Source organism: Alteromonas sp. MB-3u-76 (assembly GCF_002831605.1).
GTDB lineage: Bacteria > Pseudomonadota > Gammaproteobacteria > Enterobacterales > Alteromonadaceae > Alteromonas > Alteromonas hispanica.
This window is the reverse complement of the sequence record NZ_CP025115.1, coordinates 86,245-109,174: the sequence shown is the minus strand read 5'-3', so window position 1 is coordinate 109,174 and position 22,930 is coordinate 86,245. Positions and strand designations below refer to the sequence as shown.

Sequence of the window (22,930 nt, the reverse complement as noted above, 5' to 3'; positions counted from 1 at the left end):
TCACAGCGCCATTTCTTTTGTACTTTAACTGACGTTAGCTATCTCTAGCCTATCACTCTTCAATTTCAATACTAAACTCTGGCATGGCCTGAATCACTTTTTTCACTGTGCAGCTGTTGGCAGACGCCAAAAGTGGCTTTTTATATTTCTCTGGGAAATCGTCAGGCAAGGTTACTTTAATAGCGAATGCCTTTTTAAATTTATCTTCGGCATTGCTGCTGTGGTCTTGGCTAATACTGATCCCGTCTGTGCTGATGTCTCTGGCTTCACAGAATTTGCGAATAAAAAACGCTGCGCATAAAGGCATGCTAGCTAAGAAATAATCAAACGGCTCAGGGTAAGACTCATCGCCCCCGGCTGATACGCTTTGGTCACTGATGATTTGATGCTTGCCAAAACTGGCCTGTAGTTTTTGCCCTTCCAAAAGTGCGATATCTATTTTCATAACGGTAACCTTATATTCAATTAAGCTAATAAATGATGTGTTGATCCTGAAAGGAGTTGTACGCGGAGTCAAGGTTATTGTGCGCTTTGACACTAACAATAGTGAAGCACCGTTGTTAAACGGCATTTATCAACACAATGCCGCGCAAGTCAATGAACAACGTATCGCTAACTAACACTTGCTGCGCTCCTAGGTTCGTATCACATGTATTTATACAGTGAACACTCAACGAAATACCCCTTTTTTGTATTAACGGTTAGTTTTTCTCACACGTTGCTAGTGGGTATAGTCTAATAATCATTGGCCATTCATACATAAAATCAACAGCTTCTACATTTTCGATATGCACCGCTGAACGATCGTCTATACTCATGTCCATGTTAAGCCAAATATCTGCGTTACAAGCGTAGCCTGTTATTTAGCGTATCGGCTGATTCAAAAACACTGATTAACCATGGCGCGAAACTCAATAGCAAACTCGGCTGTGTGATGTGTTGCGCAACTAAGAACTTACAATTAAAAATAACAATGTGGAGTTTCTGTTACATGAAAAAGGCTATCTCGATTGTATTGTGTATTTACTGCCTCATTTTTCAATTAGCTTCGGCACAAGAGAATAATGCTGCACTGGTTCCTTTGCCATCGCTAGACGACTTTACTAAGGGGGAAGACGGTTGGAGCTTCGGCCTAGGCTTAGGTATTGAATACGAAACCGCCTACGAAGGCTCGGATGAGTTTGGGTTAGAACTTCAACCTGCAGGAGCCGTGCAGTGGCGCAGCGGTGATAATATTTTTTATTTTGCCGGAGAGGCATTTGGCTGGCGAGGACTTCAAGGTGACAAGTGGCTGTTAGAAGCCTTATTAGGTTTTGAAGAGGGCCGCGAAGAAGGTGATTCTGACGATGGAAACCTCGATGGCTTAGGTGAACAAGATGAAGGGTTTGAATTGGTGCTTCAAGCACGACGGTCATTTACTGATGACTGGCGTTACTGGTTGGTTAGCCGAGTAGTAACCGGCGGAGATGGAAATTTAGGGTTATTTGGCATAGGCCGCCGCTTTGGCGACCAAATTGACGGTACCGGCCATGAAATTAACTTGGTAGCCGTGTTCCACGATAGTGAGTATGCCAATAGAGGTTTCGGCATAAACGCCGAGCAAGCACAAGCCTCTGGATTGGCTGAAACTAACTTAAGCGGCGGCCTGCGTTCCATTGGCGTTGACTATAGTTTTCGACACTATATCAATGACAATTGGCAGCTTTATGGCGAGGCACTTTTTGAGTATTACAGCAGTGACGTACAAGATAGCCCTATCGCGCGAAGCAATTACGAAACCGAGGTTGGCGTGGGATTTATTTATATTTTCTAGGGTGTAGAGAGCTTTGCTCTCTACATCTTCATGTTCGAACCGTGGCCATCTGTGGAATTTCTATTCAGCGCCGATCCAATTGTCTCGATTTGTGAGGCTATCGTTTCACCCACATATGGCCAAAACTCCTTGCGATTTAAGGTACGTTCACGGATATCTTTAGGGACAAATCGTAACATTTCTCTTTCAAAGTCTAATTTCGTCTCATCCGACGCCAGAATGGATTCACTGTGTATCTGTAGATTTTTGAGAAAACCTTTCTGAGTTTTACCACGCATTACAAGCTTCTTTTTTACCAGTGAAGCTTCAATCGGAACGTTCTGTTGGCTTAGCCATGCTAAGTCCCACACGTCCCGTGGTTTTATCCGACGCTCTCGAAACGCTAACGCAATCAGCTTGTCGGCCAGTATCTCTTTACTGCTTTGTACCGGAATTGGTAAGCCTTCAATAGGCGAATTTATGTCATAAAAATTTTTAGCAGGGCGCTGAACCTTATCAAACGAATCATAGCGGCAAATATCGATGTGCATCTTCTGTGAAGGTAAGTCTGGCCGCTTAGGGTTTTTGATAATAGTCACTTTCCAGGTTGATGTGTCACCGCGGTCTATTAAAGGCTCGCGCACATTAACGTCTAGCATGAATTTGTTTTGCAAGTGCGACTCGATATCGGCAGATAACGAAGAGAAGTCTTTAGGTGAAAAATGCGCCCCTCCTGTGAAGTCCAAGTCTTCTGACAAGCGATTAGAGCCATAGCACATACGTAAAGCCGTTCCGCCGATAAAAGTGAGATGTCCCAGAAACCCTTCTTTATGCAGAATGTTAAGCAACTCATGATGCACAATCTCTTTTTCTACAACATCTTCCAACCCTATTAATTGAGGGTTCTTCTCAATCGCCTGAGAGACCAAATCACTAATCATTCACTGCCTCTTCATTTATCATATCCACATTTCTCCCGACCCGCTTTAAATCAGCTATTGCGCGCTTGGCTCTGGCCCGGAAAATTCGTGTATCTGGATCATAATACACATCTTCTGCCGTTCGGTTTTTTCGATTGGTATGCGTAAACTCAATGGTTCCATATCGCGTCTCTATTTTCCCACTTCGACCTTGTGTCATAACGGTAAGGTAACTAAAAGGAATTTGCGATATTACTCCTTGCCTTGAGAGCTCACTTTCGAGACTGACGTATATGAATTTATTCCAATGCAGGCGCGATGCAATATATTCAAGCACGCCTCGCTTTGTAGGCTCATCACTGGGCAATGCATACATGTCTCGGCATACTTTCAATAGCCACCCTCTTGAAACACCTTTAGAAAGTTTTTTTCGAAAATTATCATCAGCGCTTTCTAATAAAGATAATGCAATATCGTGAGTCGTAAATATACCGAAGTGCCCGTTTTTTATGGCTTTGTGTAGTGTACTAGTAACCTTAAGAGCAAAACTCATATACACTTTTTCTCCATATAGACGAAATTATGTATAGATAATAGCATAAGTTTTTAAGTTTACTTCACTTGGTACTTCGCAAATATTCACCAATACTGAAGAATATTAACGTTGACATTGGTGCATGTGCATGGCGATGGGTATAAAACTCGCTGGTTGCGCTGTGGAGTGGGTGTAACAGCAATGCCAATAAGACTAAGGTGTAAACACATACCTTTGCACGAACACAGCACCTAAAAGCGCAAGCGCCAGATATTGTAGTATGAGGTTATTTACTAGTTAGCTGATATTTGACTAAACCTGATCCTGGTAGGCTCAGGCATGAAAAGTACATGCTAGATATATATTTAATGTATATACTCCTGTAAGCTTGTTAGAATATCAATTGTGTTCGTAAGTATTAGTGCGCACACTTATATGCGAAATAATGCATTTAAAGAACTTCTACAGTCAGTGACGTAATGCATAAACTTGTTTTAAGTGCAGCAAATTAGGAGAAGAGATTTGGAAAACTGGACTATGACACCGTTCGAGCCGCTATCCGGTGTAGCTGGAGGCATTCTTATTGGGTTATCAGTTGTACTGCTGTTGCTCACGCTTGGCCGCATCGCAGGTATTTCTGGTATTTCTGCTGGTGCGTTAACCCAAAGAGGTTCAGAACAGTATTGGCGACTAGCGTTCCTGGCAGGAATGATTTTAGCGGCCATATTCTACAGCAATTTTATGGGCGGCTTTAAGGTAGAGACTCAATTGGGCTCGGGCTGGATGATAATAGCAGGGCTACTGGTAGGCTTTGGCACTCGCCTTGGCTGTGGATGTACGTCTGGCCATGGTGTCGCGGGTTTATCTCGATTATCACCTCGCTCGATAGTAGCCACACTGACGTTTATGGCGGCTGCCGCCGCTACCACAAATATTATAAGACACCTTTAATACAGCGGAGGAAATAGATTATGAAAGTACTTATCGCTTCGCTATTTAGCGGCCTACTTTTCGGTTTTGGGCTTGTTGTATCGGGAATGAGTAACCCTGCCCGCGTGCTTAATTTTCTTGATTTTAGTGCGAACTGGGATGCCACTTTAGCTTTTGTTATGGGCGGTGCTATTTTAGTGGCAGCCCCAGGCATTTATTGGGTACGCAAAAGAAGCAAACCTATGTTTGCTAGCAAGTTCGATATTCCCACGAGCAAAACCATAGATAGTAAATTGGTTTTGGGATCTGCGTGTTTTGGTATTGGCTGGGGAATAAGTGGCTTTTGTCCAGGCCCTGCCGTGGTTGCTGTTGTATCTCTTCAGTCAGATGTTCTTTTATTTATCGGCGCTATGCTTGTTGGCATGCTGGCGCAGCATTTTTTAACACCGAAGTCTTCTTGATTAAGGAAAGGTGATGAAAAAAGCAGCTTTAACAACACTCTTACTTTTCACCGGTTTAATACTTTTTCCGTTATTGTTAAATGCACAGACAGCAAACACAACAGACACCATGACGGTGCACGAGGTGCATAACGCATTGAGTGATTCCATGTTTAATGGCGTATTGATAGATGTTCGCACCAAGGAAGAGTATGCAGAGGGGCATATAAAAGGCTCTTTGAACATACCGGTTGGCACTCTTCACGAACATATTGAAAAGCTTCGCTCTCTCGAGACTAATGGCCTCGTGGTTTACTGTCGCACAGGCCGTCGTGCAGCAAAGGCAATAGATTTGTTATTGCAGGCAGGAGTTGAAAATATCATTTATATGAAAGGTGATATGACGGAGTGGAAAAAGGAACAACTCCCTATGGTGGTAAACGACAAAACTGGACAGAACTAACACCTAACAATGAATAAGTAACTCTCTAAAAAGGTACACACCATGCTAAAAATAAAAAACGTAAACCTGATGGCTTGTTGTTTGGTAGCTCTCTTTAGTTTTCATTCTGTGGTTCATGCTCAAATGTCTGAGTTCAGAGATGGCACTGTGATTAAAGGCTTTGGAAAAAGCGCCCCCGTGCCCTCTCATTTTTTGCCAGAAAACAGCGAATTTAACATTACCTTCGACGTTGCCAGTACCAGTGGTGAAGGTGTTGTAAACCGAAAGTTTGATAGCCTTGCGCGCTTTATTAATATGCATGCTGCTGCAGGTGTGAAAAAAGAAAATATCCACCTTGCCCTTGTTGTTCACGGAAGCGCAGTTTTTGATTTATTAAATGATGTGTCTTATCAAGAAAAGTTCGACACACCAAACCCTAACGAACCGCTACTAAAAGCACTTTTAGAGAACAACGTGCGCGTAATTTTATGTGGTCAGAGCGCCGCTTCAAAAGCTGTAAAAAGCGGCCAGCTGGTAGAGGGCGTAGAGATTCAACTATCAGCCATGACCGCCCACGCTTTGCTGCAGCAAGAGGGCTATACGGTAAATCCTTTTTAAATTCATAAGAGTCATGGGGCGCCACATAAAAACTGATACCGCAATTGCCAGACGCTGGGAATGTAAGGGGCTATCGATTTTTGCTGAACACCTAAGCTCAATAGCTTCTGATTAACTTATAGTTGAGTAATCAAATTTATGATGGGAATTCCTCAAAAATAGCCACAAATAAAATGCGTTTCACTTTATAGTTAATAAGGTGTTTAGGTGCAGATTGGCGCTGACGCATGATGTTTATTAGGTGAATACAAGTCGTGGGTTCTGCTACCAATCGCTATATCTAAATCGCTGTGACTAGCTCGCGATAAAGGAACAATATGAAGGAATTGCCGGCAACGTATTGGTTAACCGAACTGCTAGATGTAAAAGCATTAGATGTTAGTGCATCGGAAAATGATGAGTTTTTAGGGCATAGGTTGCCATCATCTACTGGTCGCGTTTTTGGCGGCCAAGTATTAGCGCAGGCACTGATGGCTGCATCGAAAACCGTGTCCGCCGACAAGCTTGTGCACTCATGCCATAACTACTTTATCCGTCCGGGTGACTGCGATCACGATATAACGTACATAGTACATCGCGACTTAGACGGCCGCAATTTTAGCAACCGCAGAGTAGTTGCCCTGCAAAACAACAAGCCAATTTTCAATTTAATCGCCTCGTTTCAAGGTGAAAGCGACGGATACCAGCATCAAATTGAAATGCCAGATGATGTTCCTCCACCCGATAGTCTGCTTAACGAAAATGCATTGGCAGATAAGCACAAAGGCTCGTTACCCGAGCACGTTTATTCTATGCTTAGCCGGTATCGCTCTATTGAGGTGAGGCCCATTAACGAAGAAGCCCACTTTTTACGAAGCGATAAAAAACTGAGTCAGGCCACCTGGTTTAAAGCAAAAGAAACGCTGCCAAATACCGCCGCGCTGCATAGGGCAATATTGGCTTACGCTACCGACTTAACATTACTAAGTACAAGTGGCCGTCCACACGGCATGTTGTGGATGGATGAAAATGTAGCCACTGCCAGCATAGACCATACCGTATGGTTCCACGCTAATGACATTAAAACCGACCAGTGGTTATTGTATTTGATGGATACGCCTTGGTCGGGCAATGGTCGTGGTCTTAACCGAGGAAGCATTTTCACACAATCGGGTGAGTTGGTCGCATCGGTAGCGCAAGAAGGCTTGATTCGTATCAAGTAATATTTTTACTTGCCTTCTCGCGTGTAAACCACCTGCCCATTTACAATAGTCATCACGACATCCGCTGAGAGAATATCAGCCTCATCTACCGTCATAATGTCGCGGTTAAACACGGTAAAGTCGGCATACTTGCCTACTTCTACCGAGCCGCGCAGATGCTCTTGAAACGCGCCGTAAGCAGGCCAAATGGTAAGCATTTTAAGCGCAGTTTCTCGTGAAACTGCTAACTCGGGGTGCCAGCCTTCACCCGACGTTCCGTCGAGTCTTTTACGGGCAACTGCTGCGTAAAACTCTATACGTGGGTCGCCTACTTCTACCGGCGCATCTGAACCCGCAATAATTTTTAGCCCTTTATCTACTAAGCTTTTCCAAGGATATGCATAAGCTAACCGCTCGTCTCCCAAGCGCTCTCTAGCAAAGTTTAAGTCGCCTATGCCGTGGCTAGGTTGCATTGAAGGCAATACGTTTAGCTCAACAAATCGCTGCTGATCGTCAGGCGTAATAACCTGCGCATGTTCCATACGCCACCGCAAATCTTGGCTTTCCCACTGCAACTTTGGTACAGAGGAGTATGCGTTTTCATACCAGTTAAGCAGTGAACGAACCGCCCTATCTCCAATAACGTGGGTTTGAATTTGAACCCCCTCTTCCAACGCCTTTTCCAAAATAGGCACCAATGCTTGTTGGGTTATTCTATTCATAAAGCCGTTGTGCGCAGCGTCGGAATAGTTGTTGATTAACGCTGCGCCACGTGACCCTAGTGTACCGTCTATAAACACTTTAATTCCGCGCACATCCAACATGTCGTCATCTGTTTTTTCACGCCCGCGCTTAAAGCGCTGCTGCGCCTCCTGAACCGGAATAGCCGCATAAATTCGATGCAGCATTTCGCCTTCTTCATGCAATTGCTGCATTAAATCTACAAGTCTGTACGACATACCGGCATCGTGCGTTTGTGTCCAGCCCATCGACACATTAACCTGCATGCCTTTGAGTAAATTGTCTTTCAGATACTCATCGGTTTCTTGAGGAATAATGTTGCGAAACACATTCATAGCGTTGGCGAGCACGTAGCCCGTTAGCTCACCCGTTGCATCTCGCTCAAATTTACCGCCTTCAGGATCGGGGGTATTTCGGTTTACGCCTGCTAGCTGCAGTGCTTTGCTGTTTACTAGTGCCGATACACCATCGGCACGGGGCATGAAAAGCGGCTTATTTTTCGTAAAAGCATCTACATCTTGCTTGGTTAAAAAGCGTTGTTCATCAGTCCATTCCCGCTCTATCCAGCCGCGGCCTAATACCCAATTGTTTTCGGGTATGCTGCTTGCCCAATTTTCTATTTCTTGTACGGTTTGCTTTAACGTAGGTAGCCCGAAAAGACTTAAGGTTTTGGTACGTTTACCTACACCCTCTAGGTGTTGATGCCCATCAGTAAAGCCTGCAAAAACTGTATTGCCAGTCATATCAAAAATCTTGGCTTTGCCGCACATATACTTTTTGGCCGCTTCGTTTGCGCCTACGAAAACTATTTTACCGTCTAAGCTAGCCATGGCCTCAGCGGTCCACTGGGCATCGTTGGCGGTATATATGGTGGTGTTATGCAGTACTAAATCTGCTTTTTCGCATGCAGAACACACAACACTAAAAAGTGATAACGTTATAACAGTGAAGTAGTGCTCTATGCGCATGGTTGTACCTTAAAAACTGTATGGCGACAAAATTGGAAGGGGCCCATAACCAAGGCCGCTTTTGCTAGGCTAGCAATATAGCTGGCTTTTGTATCTATTTAGTTTTTAGCCAATCGTAGATTGTAAATGCACTTGCTGCGTATAATTGGAGAGCAAAAAAAAAGCACTAAAAGTGCTTTTTTACAGTCCGTATTATGGAATTTACTTTTAAGCTTTTTTACGAAAGCTTACTAAGCCTAGAAGACCGAATGCAAAAATCGCCAGAGATGCAGGTGCTGGTACCGAGGCTATAGATGCTTTAGCGCTGTTGCCAATGTCGTATTCAACATCGCTTGCACTGATACTCCATTCTCCGTTACTTGCAAAGTCTATGTTAAACTTGATGAGCTTCAAAGCAACTGACTCTCCCGTATTTAAGAATGAACTCATCTTAACGTACTCGCCTGTATCGGCATCAAACGGTACATATGTATCAAATTCAATATCTATCCAATAATTCGAAAGGTCACCCTTTATTTGACCTTTTACAATTAGGTTTTCGCCAAATTCAGCATAATAGTTTTCTGGTAGTTCACCCTCTTTTGTAAAAAACACTCTTTCTGCATAATATTTTTCCGTAGCTGAAAAATACGCATCTGAAGCATCAAAAACACTATCAGTATCGGAATACATAGCATTATAGATTATTAAGTTATCAACATGATCTGAGGGGCCGTTATATTTAAAAGATAAAAAGTTTGAAGAGGTAATCTCAAAATCTTCGCCTGCAACAAATCCATCCAATCTAATGTTTCCTGACACTGGTGTTGCGTCTTCATAAGACTTATCACCTTTCTCACTTAAGCAATCTGAACAGATTCCAGACCAGTCGATTGTAGTGCCGAAGTTAATATCGGTAATGCCATCTACAATCATACCCGCAGATGCTTGCATTGAAAGAGTTAAAAAGCACAGCGATGCTAGTGAATATCTCAACTTCATTCCATTGTTCCTTGTTGTAAATAAATTTTTCATTATGTAAATGTTTAGCAAAAATTTTTAGCAATAAACACGCCAACAAAAAAATCAAGAAATTTCAAGCAATTAGATAAGCCCACTTGTTCTGATGATTGCTTTGTAAAAAAGCCTGACAATTAAGCCCGCTACTTTTGAATTACATTCTTTTTTTTGGCGCTGTGCTATGTTTTATAAAGCTTAAGCGGGGAGTATTTTTATGTACGGCATGGTTAACAAGTTTATTTCAACTACGGTAATAAACCGTTATGGCAAGCAGGCGTGGAACGAGATCAAACAGTCGCTCGACGACTATGAGTCCTCTTTCATTGAAATGCAGCCTTACAGCGATGACGTAACTTTTGGGCTTGTGGGAGCCTCCATAGCCTACTTGGGTGTCGATTTAGCCACTTTTTTACGTCAAATGGGAGAAGACTGGGTAAAAGAAACCTCTCAAGGCAGTTACCATTCTATGTATTCTCTGGTATCGGGGGGAGCATTTGAATTCCTATCAAATCTGAACAATATGCACCAAGTCATTTCTGCACAACTTAAAGAACTGGTCCCACCTTCTTTTTTATGCGAAAAAAACGATGACGGAAGTATTACCATTCACTATTATTCTAGTAGAGAGGGATTGGAGCCCTTTGTTGAAGGTTTGCTAGTAGGCGTGTGTAATTACTTTGAAGAGCCAGCCGCGGTTACTCAGGTTAAAACAAAAGATGAAGACACTCCATTTAGTACGTTCCGCATTAATTTCGTGTAGGAAGAGTTTTGCAAATTCAAACATTCCAATTTGAGCTAGACCAACAGCTTAATATTAAGAGCTTCTCTCCAGCGTTTGCAAAAATATGCAGTCAACTTTGCGAGAACATGCCACTGCTAGAAGCTTTTACACTGCTTACGCCCAAAATTCCCGTAAGCAAGCAATTCCTTACCATGTTTAACGGTCAATTAGTCACTATTTGCCCGTCCGGCAATACCGACTTTGTGTTTGGAGGTGCGTTTTACCAAATTCCTACCGGGTATTACTTTATAGGTTACCCACAGCTTACTGAAATGGGTAAGCTGGCAGAAATGGGATTGTCGCTCACTGATTTTGTTAATCACGATCCCATTAATTTCTACATCGGTACACTTCAGCTAAAAGAAAGCATGTACGAGGATGTCAGGAAACTAAATAAAGACCTTAAGGCCAGTGCAGAGCACCTTGAATCTTTGGTAGACCAACGCACTAAAGAGTTGCTTCAATCGGAAAAAATGGCCTCTATTGGTACCCTTGCTGCTGGTGTAGCCCATGAAATTAATAACCCCATTGGTTTTTTACTCAGTAACTTGTCCAGCCTCGATGCCTACATGCAAAGCATCATTCCGCTAGTAACCGCATTGTCAAAACTATCACCTGAAGATAAAAATCAGATAGAAAATTTAACGCAATCCAGTATTAATTGGGATGATTTAGCGTTTATGTCAGAAGACATTCCGCCTCTTATTCATGAAAGTGTTGATGGTGCTAGGCGAGTAAGCAAAACCGTAGCAGGGTTACGCAGCTTTGCTCATCCTTCAGATTCAACACAAGATAGAATGTCTGTTCAATCTGCCATTAATTTAGCTATTTCTTTGGTTAATAACGAGTTAAAACATAATGCTGCCTTACATTATGAGCCCGGTGACGATTGCTATGTAAATGGTAACTTAACAGAGCTAAGTCAGGTATTTGTAAATCTACTCGTCAACGCCGTGCAGGCCATTGAAGAAAACGGTGTGATTGAAATTGATATAGAAGAAACGAATAACACTGTACAGGTAAGAGTTAGAGACAACGGCTGCGGAATTCCCGCTAAAAATATCGACAAACTGTTTCAACCGTTTTTCACAACAAAAGAAATTGGCGCAGGTACAGGGCTTGGTTTAGCCATAAGTCATGGCATTATTGAAAGCCATAACGGTGAAATAACCATTGACAGTGAGGTAGGTAAAGGCACTTGCTTTATCATCACGCTACCTGCTGCTGATACCCTTGAATAGAGCCCGTTATTAACGCGTTTAATCACGGGCTCTACTGAATTTTTAAGTTCTGCTATTGAATTAAGCGTTGCTTTTTCCAGACATTGCTATATCTACCGCGCTTTTTCCCATGGTTTGATTGCCCACGTATTGTGGGTCGAACGCGGGGCGAGTAAAAATGCGGCGCACGAGTGGCTCGAAGTGAGACAGGGGCTTAGTAGGATAATCAGGGTCGAATGATGCCTGGTCCCATTTCTCACAAAAATCCACGCACGACTGATACCAAGGGTGGTCTTTTAAATATTCACGCTCGTTAGGATCGCCGCCAAGATGGTGGGCGTAATAGAAATTTTGAAACAAGCCGTGCTGATTAATCACCCATGTCACTTCGGGGCGCACGTAGGGACGTAAAATAGCCGCTGCAAATTGTGCATGATTATGAGGTGCTAAATCGTCGCCCAAATCATGAACTAGCGCAGCCACTATCATTTCATCATCAGCACCATCTTCTTCAGCCCGAGTGGCCGATTGTAACGAGTGCTCTAATCGCGTCACCTGATAGCCAGAGAGCGTATTTTCTAACTGCGCTAGCGCCTTTAAAATTCTATCGGGCAGTCCTTTAGCAAAGTCTTCTTCGTGCTTATCAAGAAATTGGAACTCTTCTTTCGTGCCGTCTTTCATTTGTTTGAATGCTACGGTTTCCATAGTGCTCCCCTTATTGACCACTCATTTTTTGCTTTAACAACTTATAACGCCCTTTCGGTGCATCGTAATCTATATAAGCGCCGTGCAGGTGTCTCAATCCTTTATTCGGATCGAAACCTGTTCTACCGTGTAACACGCGGGTATTGTGAAACATCTGCAGCTGACCTGGCTGTAAGCAGAACTTCCATTCAAACTCTGGCGAGCTTAATAGTTGCCCTAAACGTTTTCGCGCATTGTGAAACGTAATAAGGTCGTCATCGCTCAGCAACGGTAAATTGTCTAAACGCGGGCTGTAGGCAATGCCGGTTACTTTTCCGGTAGCGTCCGACTCAATAATGGTGCGACGCTCAACCAAATCGACTTCGCTATCGAAATGACGAAAACGCACCGGCACTTCGCTTAGCATTTTATAGCCTTCTGGCTGCTCTTTCTTTAGCTGCTCTAAAACGGACAAACTATCAACCAGCGTAGATAAGCCTTCGCCCGCTTGGTTTTGTAGGCAATGCAATAGCTGAATACCCGGCATTGGGTCGCGATAAGGGTTATCGGTGTGCGGTCCAAGTGGCACCGAGCGATAGGCTAAGTCGCTTGAATTAGGTCGTGAATATACTTCAAAAGACTTACCAAAGTTGGTTTCTCTTACGTGGCCAAAAATCTCCGCAACCTCAATAGTGGCCTCTAGGTTCTGCGGCACGTTATCAATAATGATAACGCCATAGGTAAGAAACTTTTCAATACCTGCAATAAGCCCTTTATCTGAATGCAACGAATGATAATCCACATGAAAAACAGACTTATCGATATCGCTTTTCCAGGGGCGAGGGGCTGGAGCGCCATCAAGGTGGTCAAAATCGGCATTAAATTCGCTGAGATCATACTCACCGCTGTAACCGTCGCTAAAAGTTAAGCTAGCGCGCAGTTCACTTTTCTTTTCCACCCGCGTAAGCGCTAAATCTGTATCGAGTTGATGCGGATCGAATAGGCGATGCTTAGTTGTCTTATCCACGTTTTCAGTATCCTGACAACGCTCTCTTAGCCACAGCGCGGGTAATGAAATTTCTTTGCCATCGATGGAGGCCAGAACGCGAACTTGCTGCTCATCTATGCGGTAATTGAGTGTTTGCACCTGTTGCACTTTTGATTTTTCCTCTGTGAAATGTCAGGCTGCGAGTATCAAGCAATTCGCTTTAGCACAACAGTAGCTAAGGCTTATGGAAAACATGCAAATTCATTATGAAGCAGCGCAACGAGTCACCAACACTACACAGCCTTATTGCCTTTGACGCCACTGTTAAACATGGCTCTATGACACTTGCAGCCGAAGAACTAGGCATAAGCCAACCGCTTGTATCACAAAGAATTAGAGCGTTAGAAGAGGTATTGGGCGGTGTACTGATAAACCGGGAAAACAAGCCAACCACACCTACTATGGCAGGCACAAAGTACCATAATGAAATAGAACGCTCTCTGGCGACCATCTTGCGGGCAACAGATAGTGCAAAACATGATTTCAACGATTTCAGAACCAAGATATCTATAAGTGCTTATTTTGGATTCGCTTTTCATTGGTTAATGCCAAGATTGCAGCGTTTACAGCAAGCCTTTCCCGACTATTTATTTGAAATACAGCCGACAAATAGCTTATCTGATTTAATAGCTTCCCAAGCCGACATTGTTTTTCACTATTCAAGCTTAGCGGGTAAGTATGAATATGAGCATATGATGATTGAGGAAGAGGTGTTTCCGGTGTGCTCACCCGACCTTGCCAGAAAACTAGGTTTAGAGCCTGGCCAAGCGCTTAACAATTTAAGTGACTTTCCTTTGCTACATAAGGATGTTGATGATCCGCGCTGGCCAAACTGGAAAAGCTGGTCGAAGGGCGTGGGCATTAAACCTTCAAATAATCCTATTGGGTTTCGCTATAACAATTTTCCATTAATTGTTGAAGCCGCTGTAGCTGGGCAAGGATTATGTCTTGGCTGGAAAGGTTTAATTACCTCATTCATTGAAGAAGGAAAGCTTGTTCCACTCGGCCCAAGCTTAACATCGCCAGGCCGTGGCTATACCATTTGTTCTAACTACCATTCTACCTTCGCCATAGGCAACGTGATTAAGTGGCTGGTGAACGAAGTTTAGGTAGTGGCAGTTGAAAAGTGAAAACGATGATTTGTTTGAACTAAACAGAAGAAATGGCGCACCTGGCGCGATTCGAACGCGCGACCTTCGGCTTCGGAGGGTAAACCCCCGCATAGCGCATAAATAGTTCTTAATCGGTCGTAAACGACCAAGCCCGCTATTTCAAAGGGATTCAAGGATGATTTACAAAAAACTATTAAGCCCTAATAAAGCCGTTCTTATTAGCACACCCTCAAATACGGTCTCGAGAGGCTACTCGTGACATATAATTTTCGGGGGATATTAACCCAAAATATACCCCTGCGAAGCGAAATAAATCGGCAATAAACAAGAAATTATGCTATCAGTTGCTTCACAACTGATAGCATGGTGCGAAGAAACTAAAGAGTAGCTATACAACCACATTGCAAATCGAGGTATACACTTCTCAGTTTATTCATGATAAAAATTTAAGTTATCGTGATCAAGAGTGAACATCCGAGGTAAGGTGCCGGCACTGCAGCTTGACCGCAAGAAGGTTAATCTCCTAACTCAAATGCAGTTGGCTTAGAGACTAGTCTATATTATTAATTTGGCCTACACTATCAATTGAATGATAAAGCGCAGGGAGTTGCTTTATCGTCAGTGTATTATTTACGTGAGTTGTATTAACAACTGAGGATAATGAACACTTAATTGAGCAACTAAATACAAGGACTGTACTTATCAAAAGCAAAACTCTTAAAGTCATCAAATTTATTTTTTTGGGCTCAGCAGTTTGTTTGTTGCTGGCATTTTTGGTCTTCGCTTTCTTCTTTATTTACTATATCTTGTATGACTCTTTTGATGGTATTGAGGCAGCACTTATCAGTGTTGGGAAAACCGTTTTATTTGCTGTAACTGGAGCAGTCGCCGTCGGTTTTACTGTTCTGGGTTTTCATAGTAGAACGAAAGAGATCCGTTTACAAAATGTGTTGGATAAAAAGCAGCGAGATAAAGAAATCGCGATTGCGCAAGAGCTTCAAGAAAGAACCGAACAAGAATATAAGCAGTTTGTCGAAACATCCATTTTTGATGAAACTGAAGGCGAGCCTGTATTCGATTTCTTCTTTCACATTAGGTACTTTGCCATTGATCCTACTTATATTTCAGCACAAGACTTATCACAACGTTGGTTGCCACATTTAAAACCAAACACATCAGTTGAGGTTCTCTCAATGGATGACATATTGTATAAGTGGCAGCCTTCACAAGACTCTGTTGGCGTTTGTGCAAAACCCGATGCAATTTTTTCATCAGTAAACGAATATATTGTGGTTGAGTATAAGTCATGGGACGCTATCGACGCTTATAAGTTAAGCCATGCTCAGCTGCAAAGTATTGTTGGTGCTATTACTTATGCACTTCAGCATTCAATCGATATTTCTTTATTTAAGTCTGTACTTAGATTAAATAACGCTTGTTTCAACATTTATGATTGTACTGGCGCTGTTAAGTACTATCGTTATTATCTTTATCTAGTGAATAGCAATAAAGAAGTGTTTAGTCGGTACTATACCCTGAAAAATAATTTGATTGCCGCTGCCGACTTAAGCAAAGTCATCTATTTAGGTGAAGCCAACGACACTAATGACCTATTTGTATATTCACAAGAACAACAAATACGCGGTGATATACACCATTGCAAAATGACATCAGCTAAAACGCTGGATGACTTTAGTGCTGATGATTGGAACATGGTTGATTAAGTGGAATATGAAAGCAGAACCACTGTTAAAACTGTTAAATAGGCAAAGTTTAGCCGATGGCGCATTACACCTTCAATGAATAACAGACCGCTTTGAGGCAGATAGCGGTCAGTCGATTATTGTAAATCGTTAGGAAAATAAGCCTAAATGTTGACCTAAAGTGATAAAGAACACTGTTCTCCTGACCAGGTGGGGAGGCTTTCAGTGGCATCTTCTTTTCAGCACTTCTTTGATATGATCAATTTAGTTGTTGGCACTAAGTAACGTTCACTCCCACTCTTTATGGTTCTAGGGTCAAACCTCCCAGATGCTTTGTGAACTTCTTCCAAATCCACAGATACCTGTTTGAAAGAAAAACATAGTCATAGCTATTGTATTGATAATTTTTCACTCAAAAATCTTTAAAAACTGCCCTGTTCTTTGCGTAACTCTCTCTCTTAAAAGCGTTGAAGATTCGTTTATATCAATATTATATATTGCTCTAACAATATTTAAGCCAAACAACATTCCAATAAACAATTCTGCATTTTCGGCGGGGTTAGGAAAATAGTAAGTGCCCTTCTTGCTTTCTAGTTCAAGCAGTTGCGCCAGCTCTTGCTTTGTTTTATGAGGCCCATTTTCATATATTTGAGTTAAGTCTATTTGTGTTTTGTGTAGCGATACCGATGAAGCCTTTAAAAAAATCGTGTGCTCATCGCTGTGTATAAATGTTAAAAGGTTGGTACCAAACTCGATTAACTTTTCGCTGAGGTCTCCAGATTCAATGTTGGTAAGCCCAAGAGAATCTGTCATCTCATCACATTTCATAGAAACGATCTTTTCAAGAAGCTTGTTTTTATTACTGAACCGAGCGTAGATGGTGACTTTTGAGACATTTGCTAGTTTAGCGACTCGTTCAATCGAAAATTTCTCTGGGCCCTCTTTAAACCAAAGGTCATGGCCAACTTTCAAAATAGCATTTTCCTTGTCTAAATCTACTGGTCTACCCTGATGTTTTGTCACAACTCTCTCACTTGTTATTCATTATTGTTAGCGTTTCGGCTTTGTAAATTCTTGACACAACTTATTCTAACTATAAAGTGTTAATGGCTTTCGTAAGTGTAGCATCCGTCACAACCATGCTCCACCAAACGCGCGATAAACTTCAATCTGACTAATCGCGACTGATTCTTTGTTAAGTAAAAGCAACATTTTTTCTCGCCGTGCTGTCTGCTCAGACTCGATTAGCGCAATTTTAGACACCAAACCCTGCTCATACATTTGCTGTTGATAGCCCGTCATTACATTTTGCATGTCGGTTATATTTTGTTTAGCTTGTAGTTCTTTTTTTGAAAATACGTAAGCTGACAGTGCGGCCTCAACTTCACTCACAGCATTAATATAAACGCGCTCATATTCAAGCTCTGCAATACTGAATTGACTTTGCGCCAACTGCACATTGAGCGCTCTTATACCGCCATCAAATATTGGCCAACTTAGCACAGATCCTAACGACCACGCTTGGCTAGCAGACTCAAATAAATCACTTATGTCAGCGGATTGTTGACCGATTGCTCCGGTGATGGAGAAAGCAGGATATTTATTGGCTATTTGTACGCCAATCCGTTCGTTGGACGCCTTTAATCTATACATTGCTTGCTTTACGTCGGCGCGATTTTGCAATGTAGTACTAGGTATTCCAATAGGCACATCAGGAAGCTCCCAATTACTATTTTCAATATCTTGAATGAGAGTCTCGACATGCTTCGGTGTTGTTGATAACAAATTTGCAAGACCGGCCAAAAGTTGATGATGTTCATTCTCGAGCATAGCAAGCTGCATAAAATTGGCCTCTAGTAAGCTCCTCATTTTTAACACGTGTGTTTCATCAACTAGTTGCTGCTGCGCTAGTAGTTCATTCAGCTCTACAGAATATGCTTGATGGAATAACACCTCCATCATTATGCTGCGCTGATAAATATTGCGTTTTAACCGTGTATAAGTAATCCCCACTTCAGCAAATAATGACACCATAAGGTCACGATACGCCATTTGAGAAGCTTCTATCTCAAAGTCTAATGCGTTCTCTTGCCCCTTAACTCTGCCAAACACGTCTAATTCCCACGTTAGATTTAAGCCAAGGTTAAAAACATTTTGCTGATTGGGTGTCCCAGGAGGTGGGCTCAAGCCCTCAAGTAGCGTACTCGCTTTTTGCCTACTCGCCAATGCACCTGCATTGATAAAAGGCACTTTTTTTGAGGATATTGCTTTGCGAGCCAGTCGGTTTTGTTCAATAGATAGCACTGCTTGTTTCAGCGATATATTTTGACGGTGCGCAATATCAAGTAAATTCGCCAAGACTGGATCATGGTAATGCGTCCACCAACTTATCTCTTCTTCTAACATATCATCGTATTCGTCAGCATGAACGGTAAGTCCATCGCTTAATTCAAGCGTATGCGGCTCAGGCACTGTGAACTCAGGTGCAAGCGTACAACCTTTCGCCAATAAAATGGTTACGAATAAAATTAGCTTCTTCATGCTTTGGCTCCTTGGTGGGTTCTTTGCTGCTCAGCTGTTGCTGTGCTTATTCCGTAAAACAAGCTATATAAAACCGGCGTAAGCATAGTAGAGATAAGCAATGTGCCAATACCTAAACCAAACGCCATCGCAATTGCCATGTCATAAAATAAGACATCTCTTGAAATAATAAGCGGTAACAAGCCAACTATCGTGGTAATTGTTGCCATTAGGATGGGTCTGAGCCTTCGCTTCGATGCAGTAATTACCGCGTCAAATGGAGAATGGTCTTTACTGTTAATTTCGGCATCAATTCGGTCGACTAAAACGATAGAATTATTGACGATAATACCCATAAGTGCATACAGTCCTAGAATTACCATGAAGCCGAATTGCCCATTAAATAACCATAAACCAATTGATGCACCAATAACGACTAGTGGCAAAGCGATAAGCAATATCGCTGGGCCTTTAAAGCCGTTAAATTGGGCAACGAGCAAAATTAAGATAATAGAAAATACAATAGGCAAAGTAGCCGCTAACGCTTTGTTTGTTGCCGCCGTATCGTCCAATATTCCATCAAACTCTACAAAGTGACCAGCTTCAAGTGTTTGTGAGAACTCGTTAAGCGTATCTTTGAGCATCGGTGCCATGTCTTCTGGCGTCAGGCTAAGATTTCTGCCCTCTATCGTCAGTGTATTGATTAGATCCTCTTTTTGAATGAAAGGGAATGAAGGGGCTCTGTCGATGCTTGCTAGCGCAGATAATGGGACAGTTGCCGTCGTGCTCGTTGAATAGATGGGCGTTGTGAGAAGCGCGTCAAACGACTTTCTTTCTGCTTCGGTTGCCCGCAGGATAACCGGGATGACTTCATCACCATCGCGAAAATCGGTTAAATGCATACCATTATTATGTCGTGCTAAAGACATGGCTATATCTTGTGTACTTACGCCTATTTTCTTCGCTTGCGCGTAATCAATATCAAGCGAGAAAGTATCTGCTTTGCTATACCAATCTGACCAGACATCAATCATATTGGGCACGCCATAGAGAATATCTTTTAGCTCATCAGCACGGCTATAGATATACTGCGCATCGGGGCCTCGTAATTGAATCTGAATGGTATTTGGGTCTTCAGGGCCTAAGAACATGCGAGAAATGCGGGCGTTGACACTGGGCACCATTTGTCGAAAATCAGACCTTAATCTAGGCAACACTGCTTTTGCAGCCTCCAAATTTTCAACGTTTATTAGCATAAACCCTTTATGAGGAGCTGGATCTACAGGCGTTAACGACAGCACAAAGCGAGGTCCCCCAAAACCAACGTAGGCAACCACATCCTCAATTTCAGGGTAGTTTTCTTTATTGTTAGTTATTTGCATCAAAGCACTAATTTTTTCATCAGTGATGGTTGAAGAAACATTTACGGGAGCGTCTACATAAACGAGTAATTGCGCTCTATCGCTATCAGGGAAAAACTTTTTCTGAACGGTGCCTAGTAAGCCTATTGCGCCTGCGAATAAAACGAATAAAAAGGCGATATAAAGCCACCGATAAGTTAACACCTTTTCTAAAACTGCGCCGTAGAGGTCTTCTATTTTTAAAAAATAATCGACCTTCGTCTGATTAGTTTTGTTTACTTTATTTACGTTTGATTGCGCAAAAGGAATATATTTATGACAGAGCGTCGTCGTGATCGTCATGGCGAAAATCCAGGAAATAGATAAAGCAATTAACATGACTATTGAAATGGAGCGTGTATATTCACTTGATGATGTTTGAGCAATCATTAGGGGTAAAAACACAGAGATTGTTGTGATTGAGCTGGTTAATAAGGGTAGCGCTAAATCCTTGCTCGTATTTTTAAGCGCATCAATTTTTTCTTGCCCCTCTTCTAAGCAGCGTTTGAAATTTTCTGCCACTACGATGCCATTATCGACTAAAAGTCCCAGTGAGATGATCAGCGTCGCCAAACTCATTCGCTCAAGTGGCAATCCAAACACACCCATTATGCCCAATGTGGTGAGCACAACTGCAGGGATAATAGAGCCAACAATTAATCCAATCCGCAATCCCAAAAACAGGATAACGACTACCATTACGATAACGAGGGTTTGTAGCATGTTAATGCTGACCCCATATACCGTATTTTCGACTTGGTCAGATTGAAATGTGATGTATTCGAGATCTAGGCCCACAGGCAAGCCCAAGGCAAGCTCATCTATTTTAGCCTTTGCGCGCTTGGAATAATTAATGACCGACTCAGATTCGAACATTGCTATCGCAATCACTAACGATTCTTTCCCATTAAAATAGGCTTTTTGAACGGGTGGATCAGCATATCCTTTGGTGATAGTGGCAATATCTCCTAATCGCCAAAAACGTGCTCCATTTTGGGAAGGGATTTGGATGTTTTTTATCTCATCGAGATTAGTGAATTGACTGTTTGTGTCAATCAAAAATATAGTTTGCCCACTGTCAAATTGCCCACCTGTGCTTGGAATATTATGCGTGTTTAGCGCATTGGCAATCTGCATTGGGGAAAGTCCAGTTTGCAACAAAGACTTGTTTTGATATTCAATAAAAATCTGCTCTGGCTGCATGCCAACAATATCTACTTTTTTGGTGCCTTGAACGCCAATTAAGTTGTCTCGAAGATGTTGGGCATAATCAAATTTTTCATCTAGCGAATAATCAGACCCAGAAAGCGCAAGAGTGATGACGGCAACATCACCAAATTCGTCATTAATTTGAGGCGTAAGTGTGCCAGGAGGAAGGCTTGCACTCATGGCTAGCACTTGCTCTTCTAGCTGGTCCCATATTCCCTCTAACTCCGTAAGATTATCAGCAATAGTGGCATGAATAATTGATGTCCCATTCATCGATGTTGATTTAATTTCACTGAGCTCAGAAATCTGCAGCAACGCCTCTTCTATGGGTTTAGTGACTAGCCTCTCTATATCTTTGCTAGACAACTGTTGATTGTGAGTCACCACAACAGCCTCTCTTATGAGCAGCGCTGGGTCTTCTCTTGCTGGCAACGTAAAGTAGCTGTAAATACCATAGGCCATGAGCAGGCTTACCATTAAAAAGACGACAGGTTTATATTTAAATGCTACTAATGAAATATTCATGCTCGTACCTATTGATTAAATCTATTAATGCTTGTGTTAGCAGGTTGCACAACTTCGCCGTCTTTTAACAACACGGCGCCTTTTGCTACGATAAGTTCATTTGTGTTTAGTCCTGATATCACAGGAATACCGTCATGTAATGGAGCGTCGACTTGTACCTTGGTCTTGATTACGGTTTTGCTGTCTGCAGAAAATGTGAATACAAATGCCGTATTTTCAGTGTCTGGAATAATAGCGGACGTCGGTACGATGAGTCTTTGGGCTGCGCTTGTAGGTGCCCTGACGTAAACGGTTTCTCCCGCGGCTAAGTCAGTGTTGTCAACGACAAGTGTGATGGGGAAAAGGCCTGAACTATCTGCACTTGCGCCAATTTCGATGATAGTAGCGGGCAATAATGTTTGTCGTATTAACACATTAGTAGAAGTGTCTTTATTTTTTATAAAAGCATTGCGAACATGACTAGGTACATTGGTCACTACTTCTACGCCTGCTTGAATGCCAGTGACTGATAATATAGCTTGATTGGCAGCGGTATTCTGTGAAGGCTCTGCAAATCTATGGGCGACTTGGCCATCAAAAGGCGCAATGATATTCGTGTCTTTTATGACTTCTCTAGCTTGACTCACATTCGATTGCAAACTTTCCACTATATTTTTTTGGCTCAGATATCGGGCTTGTGCAAGGTCGATTTGCGCTTGAGATACTGCGCCTGAGCCGTCCAATGCGCTCTTTCGAGAATAGTCGAGTTGTGCCTCGGTGAGTATAGCTTTTGCGCTATTTAGCTGTGCCGTTAGATTCTCAAGTGACAATTCGGCATCAATAGGTTGCAAAGTTGCGAGCACGTCTCCTTTTTTGAAGGTATCACCCACTTCCACATGGATTTCCTTAATTTTACCGAAAATTTCAAAAGACAAATCACTGCGATTTGCCGCTCTGGTAACGCCAACATATCGCTCAGCTGAATCTGAGCTGGTCAGCGATACACTCATAATCTCGACTAATCTAGGAGAGGGCTTCTCTATTTCTTTTTCGCTCGTACATGCACTCAAAGCAATTAGGCTGAGGCTTATTGATAAGAGACGGCTCAATATGTTGCTAGGCGTTAATTTACATTCATACATTTTTTTTCGTCCGCAGTAGATTAATGAATTAATTCCAGAAA

The 22,930-nt window shown here is 42.4% G+C and carries 21 protein-coding genes; 10 read left to right on the top strand and 11 right to left on the bottom strand.

Going from position 1 to position 22,930, the window contains the following annotated elements:
- Positions 1–52: 52 nt before the first annotated feature.
- Positions 53–445 carry an OsmC family protein gene (locus CW735_RS00520; RefSeq protein ID WP_071978205.1) on the bottom strand — a complete coding sequence of 131 codons (393 nt, stop codon included), beginning with the start codon at positions 443–445 and terminating at the stop codon, positions 53–55.
- A 546-nt stretch (positions 446–991) separates the two neighbouring features.
- Here CW735_RS00520 and CW735_RS00515 point away from each other — a divergent pair.
- Entirely contained in the window at positions 992–1,813 is an 822-nt protein-coding gene (locus CW735_RS00515) for a MipA/OmpV family protein (RefSeq protein WP_100970681.1), read from the top strand.
- A 20-nt stretch (positions 1,814–1,833) separates the two neighbouring features.
- Here CW735_RS00515 and CW735_RS00510 read toward each other — a convergent pair whose 3' ends face one another.
- Positions 1,834–2,733 carry a nucleotidyl transferase AbiEii/AbiGii toxin family protein gene (locus CW735_RS00510; protein ID WP_100970680.1) on the bottom strand — a complete coding sequence of 300 codons (900 nt, stop codon included), beginning with the start codon at positions 2,731–2,733 and terminating at the stop codon, positions 1,834–1,836.
- Positions 2,726–3,265 (bottom strand): type IV toxin-antitoxin system AbiEi family antitoxin, encoded by a 540-nt coding sequence (gene abiEi, locus CW735_RS00505; RefSeq protein WP_071978202.1) that lies wholly within the window; start codon positions 3,263–3,265, stop codon positions 2,726–2,728. Before abiEi ends, CW735_RS00510 begins: the two co-directional genes overlap by 8 nt.
- A gap of 504 nt (positions 3,266–3,769) precedes the next feature.
- On the opposite strand from abiEi, the gene CW735_RS00500 reads away from it, so the two are divergent.
- From CW735_RS00500 to CW735_RS00480, 5 genes are all read left to right on the top strand, one after another.
- Positions 3,770–4,198, top strand: a complete 429-nt coding sequence (locus tag CW735_RS00500; protein ID WP_083595134.1) for a YeeE/YedE family protein — start codon at positions 3,770–3,772, stop codon at positions 4,196–4,198.
- 20 nt (positions 4,199–4,218) lie between these two features.
- Positions 4,219–4,638 (top strand): YeeE/YedE family protein, encoded by a 420-nt coding sequence (locus CW735_RS00495; RefSeq protein WP_071978198.1) that lies wholly within the window; start codon positions 4,219–4,221, stop codon positions 4,636–4,638.
- A 13-nt stretch (positions 4,639–4,651) separates the two neighbouring features.
- Positions 4,652–5,080, top strand: a complete 429-nt coding sequence (locus CW735_RS00490; RefSeq protein WP_100970679.1) for a rhodanese-like domain-containing protein — start codon at positions 4,652–4,654, stop codon at positions 5,078–5,080.
- A 42-nt stretch (positions 5,081–5,122) separates the two neighbouring features.
- Positions 5,123–5,677: a DsrE family protein gene (locus tag CW735_RS00485; RefSeq protein WP_232368334.1), complete on the top strand. Its 555-nt coding sequence runs from the start codon at positions 5,123–5,125 to the stop codon at positions 5,675–5,677.
- Between the two features lie 317 nt (positions 5,678–5,994).
- The gene (locus tag CW735_RS00480; RefSeq protein WP_100970678.1) at positions 5,995–6,879 is read left to right on the top strand and encodes an acyl-CoA thioesterase; all 885 of its coding nucleotides are present in this window, start codon (positions 5,995–5,997) and stop codon (positions 6,877–6,879) included.
- Between the two features lie 5 nt (positions 6,880–6,884).
- On the opposite strand, the gene CW735_RS00475 is transcribed toward CW735_RS00480, so the two are convergent.
- Together CW735_RS00475 and CW735_RS00470 are read right to left on the bottom strand one after the other, a co-directional pair.
- Positions 6,885–8,567, bottom strand: a complete 1,683-nt coding sequence (locus tag CW735_RS00475; RefSeq protein WP_100970677.1) for an amidohydrolase — start codon at positions 8,565–8,567, stop codon at positions 6,885–6,887.
- A 207-nt stretch (positions 8,568–8,774) separates the two neighbouring features.
- Entirely contained in the window at positions 8,775–9,548 is a 774-nt protein-coding gene (locus tag CW735_RS00470; protein ID WP_100970676.1) for a PEP-CTERM sorting domain-containing protein, read from the bottom strand.
- 232 nt (positions 9,549–9,780) lie between these two features.
- On the opposite strand from CW735_RS00470, the gene CW735_RS00465 reads away from it, so the two are divergent.
- A complete protein-coding gene (locus CW735_RS00465; RefSeq protein WP_100970675.1) occupies positions 9,781–10,326 on the top strand; it encodes a heme NO-binding domain-containing protein in 546 nt (181 codons plus the stop codon).
- An 8-nt stretch (positions 10,327–10,334) separates the two neighbouring features.
- The gene (locus CW735_RS00460) at positions 10,335–11,588 is read left to right on the top strand and encodes a sensor histidine kinase (RefSeq protein ID WP_100970674.1); all 1,254 of its coding nucleotides are present in this window, start codon (positions 10,335–10,337) and stop codon (positions 11,586–11,588) included.
- 60 nt (positions 11,589–11,648) lie between these two features.
- Here CW735_RS00460 and CW735_RS00455 read toward each other — a convergent pair whose 3' ends face one another.
- Positions 11,649–12,272: an HD domain-containing protein gene (locus tag CW735_RS00455; protein ID WP_100970673.1), complete on the bottom strand. Its 624-nt coding sequence runs from the start codon at positions 12,270–12,272 to the stop codon at positions 11,649–11,651.
- 10 nt (positions 12,273–12,282) lie between these two features.
- Entirely contained in the window at positions 12,283–13,407 is a 1,125-nt protein-coding gene (locus CW735_RS00450) for a TauD/TfdA family dioxygenase (RefSeq protein ID WP_232368333.1), read from the bottom strand.
- 98 nt (positions 13,408–13,505) lie between these two features.
- On the opposite strand from CW735_RS00450, the gene CW735_RS00445 reads away from it, so the two are divergent.
- Together CW735_RS00445 and CW735_RS00440 are read left to right on the top strand one after the other, a co-directional pair.
- Positions 13,506–14,408, top strand: a complete 903-nt coding sequence (locus CW735_RS00445) for a LysR substrate-binding domain-containing protein (RefSeq protein ID WP_100970672.1) — start codon at positions 13,506–13,508, stop codon at positions 14,406–14,408.
- A gap of 764 nt (positions 14,409–15,172) precedes the next feature.
- Positions 15,173–16,135, top strand: a complete 963-nt coding sequence (locus CW735_RS00440; protein WP_157812627.1) for a hypothetical protein — start codon at positions 15,173–15,175, stop codon at positions 16,133–16,135.
- A 387-nt stretch (positions 16,136–16,522) separates the two neighbouring features.
- On the opposite strand, the gene CW735_RS00435 is transcribed toward CW735_RS00440, so the two are convergent.
- From CW735_RS00435 to CW735_RS00420, 4 genes are all read right to left on the bottom strand, one after another.
- Positions 16,523–17,137: a TetR/AcrR family transcriptional regulator gene (locus tag CW735_RS00435; protein ID WP_157812626.1), complete on the bottom strand. Its 615-nt coding sequence runs from the start codon at positions 17,135–17,137 to the stop codon at positions 16,523–16,525.
- Positions 17,138–17,245: 108 nt separating this feature from the next.
- Positions 17,246–18,655 carry an efflux transporter outer membrane subunit gene (locus CW735_RS00430; RefSeq protein WP_100970669.1) on the bottom strand — a complete coding sequence of 470 codons (1,410 nt, stop codon included), beginning with the start codon at positions 18,653–18,655 and terminating at the stop codon, positions 17,246–17,248.
- Positions 18,652–21,768 carry an efflux RND transporter permease subunit gene (locus CW735_RS00425; protein WP_100970668.1) on the bottom strand — a complete coding sequence of 1,039 codons (3,117 nt, stop codon included), beginning with the start codon at positions 21,766–21,768 and terminating at the stop codon, positions 18,652–18,654. Before CW735_RS00425 ends, CW735_RS00430 begins: the two co-directional genes overlap by 4 nt.
- 8 nt (positions 21,769–21,776) lie before the next feature.
- Complete coding sequence (locus CW735_RS00420; RefSeq protein WP_157812625.1) at positions 21,777–22,757, bottom strand: efflux RND transporter periplasmic adaptor subunit; 981 nt, start codon at positions 22,755–22,757, stop codon at positions 21,777–21,779.
- Positions 22,758–22,930 lie beyond the last annotated feature (173 nt).

Coding starts and splice junctions, on each gene's coding strand:
- CW735_RS00495 (WP_071978198.1), top strand. CDS start 4,219: ATGAAAGTACTTATCGCTTCGCTATTTAGCGGCCTACTTTTCGGTTTT.
- abiEi (WP_071978202.1), bottom strand. CDS start 3,265: ATGAGTTTTGCTCTTAAGGTTACTAGTACACTACACAAAGCCATAAAA.
- CW735_RS00420 (WP_157812625.1), bottom strand. CDS start 22,757: ATGAGTGTATCGCTGACCAGCTCAGATTCAGCTGAGCGATATGTTGGC.
- CW735_RS00485 (WP_232368334.1), top strand. CDS start 5,123: ATGCTAAAAATAAAAAACGTAAACCTGATGGCTTGTTGTTTGGTAGCT.
- CW735_RS00445 (WP_100970672.1), top strand. CDS start 13,506: ATGAAGCAGCGCAACGAGTCACCAACACTACACAGCCTTATTGCCTTT.
- CW735_RS00425 (WP_100970668.1), bottom strand. CDS start 21,768: ATGAATATTTCATTAGTAGCATTTAAATATAAACCTGTCGTCTTTTTA.
- CW735_RS00430 (WP_100970669.1), bottom strand. CDS start 18,655: ATGAAGAAGCTAATTTTATTCGTAACCATTTTATTGGCGAAAGGTTGT.
- CW735_RS00465 (WP_100970675.1), top strand. CDS start 9,781: ATGTACGGCATGGTTAACAAGTTTATTTCAACTACGGTAATAAACCGT.
- CW735_RS00480 (WP_100970678.1), top strand. CDS start 5,995: ATGAAGGAATTGCCGGCAACGTATTGGTTAACCGAACTGCTAGATGTA.
- CW735_RS00510 (WP_100970680.1), bottom strand. CDS start 2,733: ATGATTAGTGATTTGGTCTCTCAGGCGATTGAGAAGAACCCTCAATTA.
- CW735_RS00475 (WP_100970677.1), bottom strand. CDS start 8,567: ATGCGCATAGAGCACTACTTCACTGTTATAACGTTATCACTTTTTAGT.
- CW735_RS00455 (WP_100970673.1), bottom strand. CDS start 12,272: ATGGAAACCGTAGCATTCAAACAAATGAAAGACGGCACGAAAGAAGAG.
- CW735_RS00470 (WP_100970676.1), bottom strand. CDS start 9,548: ATGAAGTTGAGATATTCACTAGCATCGCTGTGCTTTTTAACTCTTTCA.
- CW735_RS00520 (WP_071978205.1), bottom strand. CDS start 445: ATGAAAATAGATATCGCACTTTTGGAAGGGCAAAAACTACAGGCCAGT.
- CW735_RS00490 (WP_100970679.1), top strand. CDS start 4,652: ATGAAAAAAGCAGCTTTAACAACACTCTTACTTTTCACCGGTTTAATA.
- CW735_RS00515 (WP_100970681.1), top strand. CDS start 992: ATGAAAAAGGCTATCTCGATTGTATTGTGTATTTACTGCCTCATTTTT.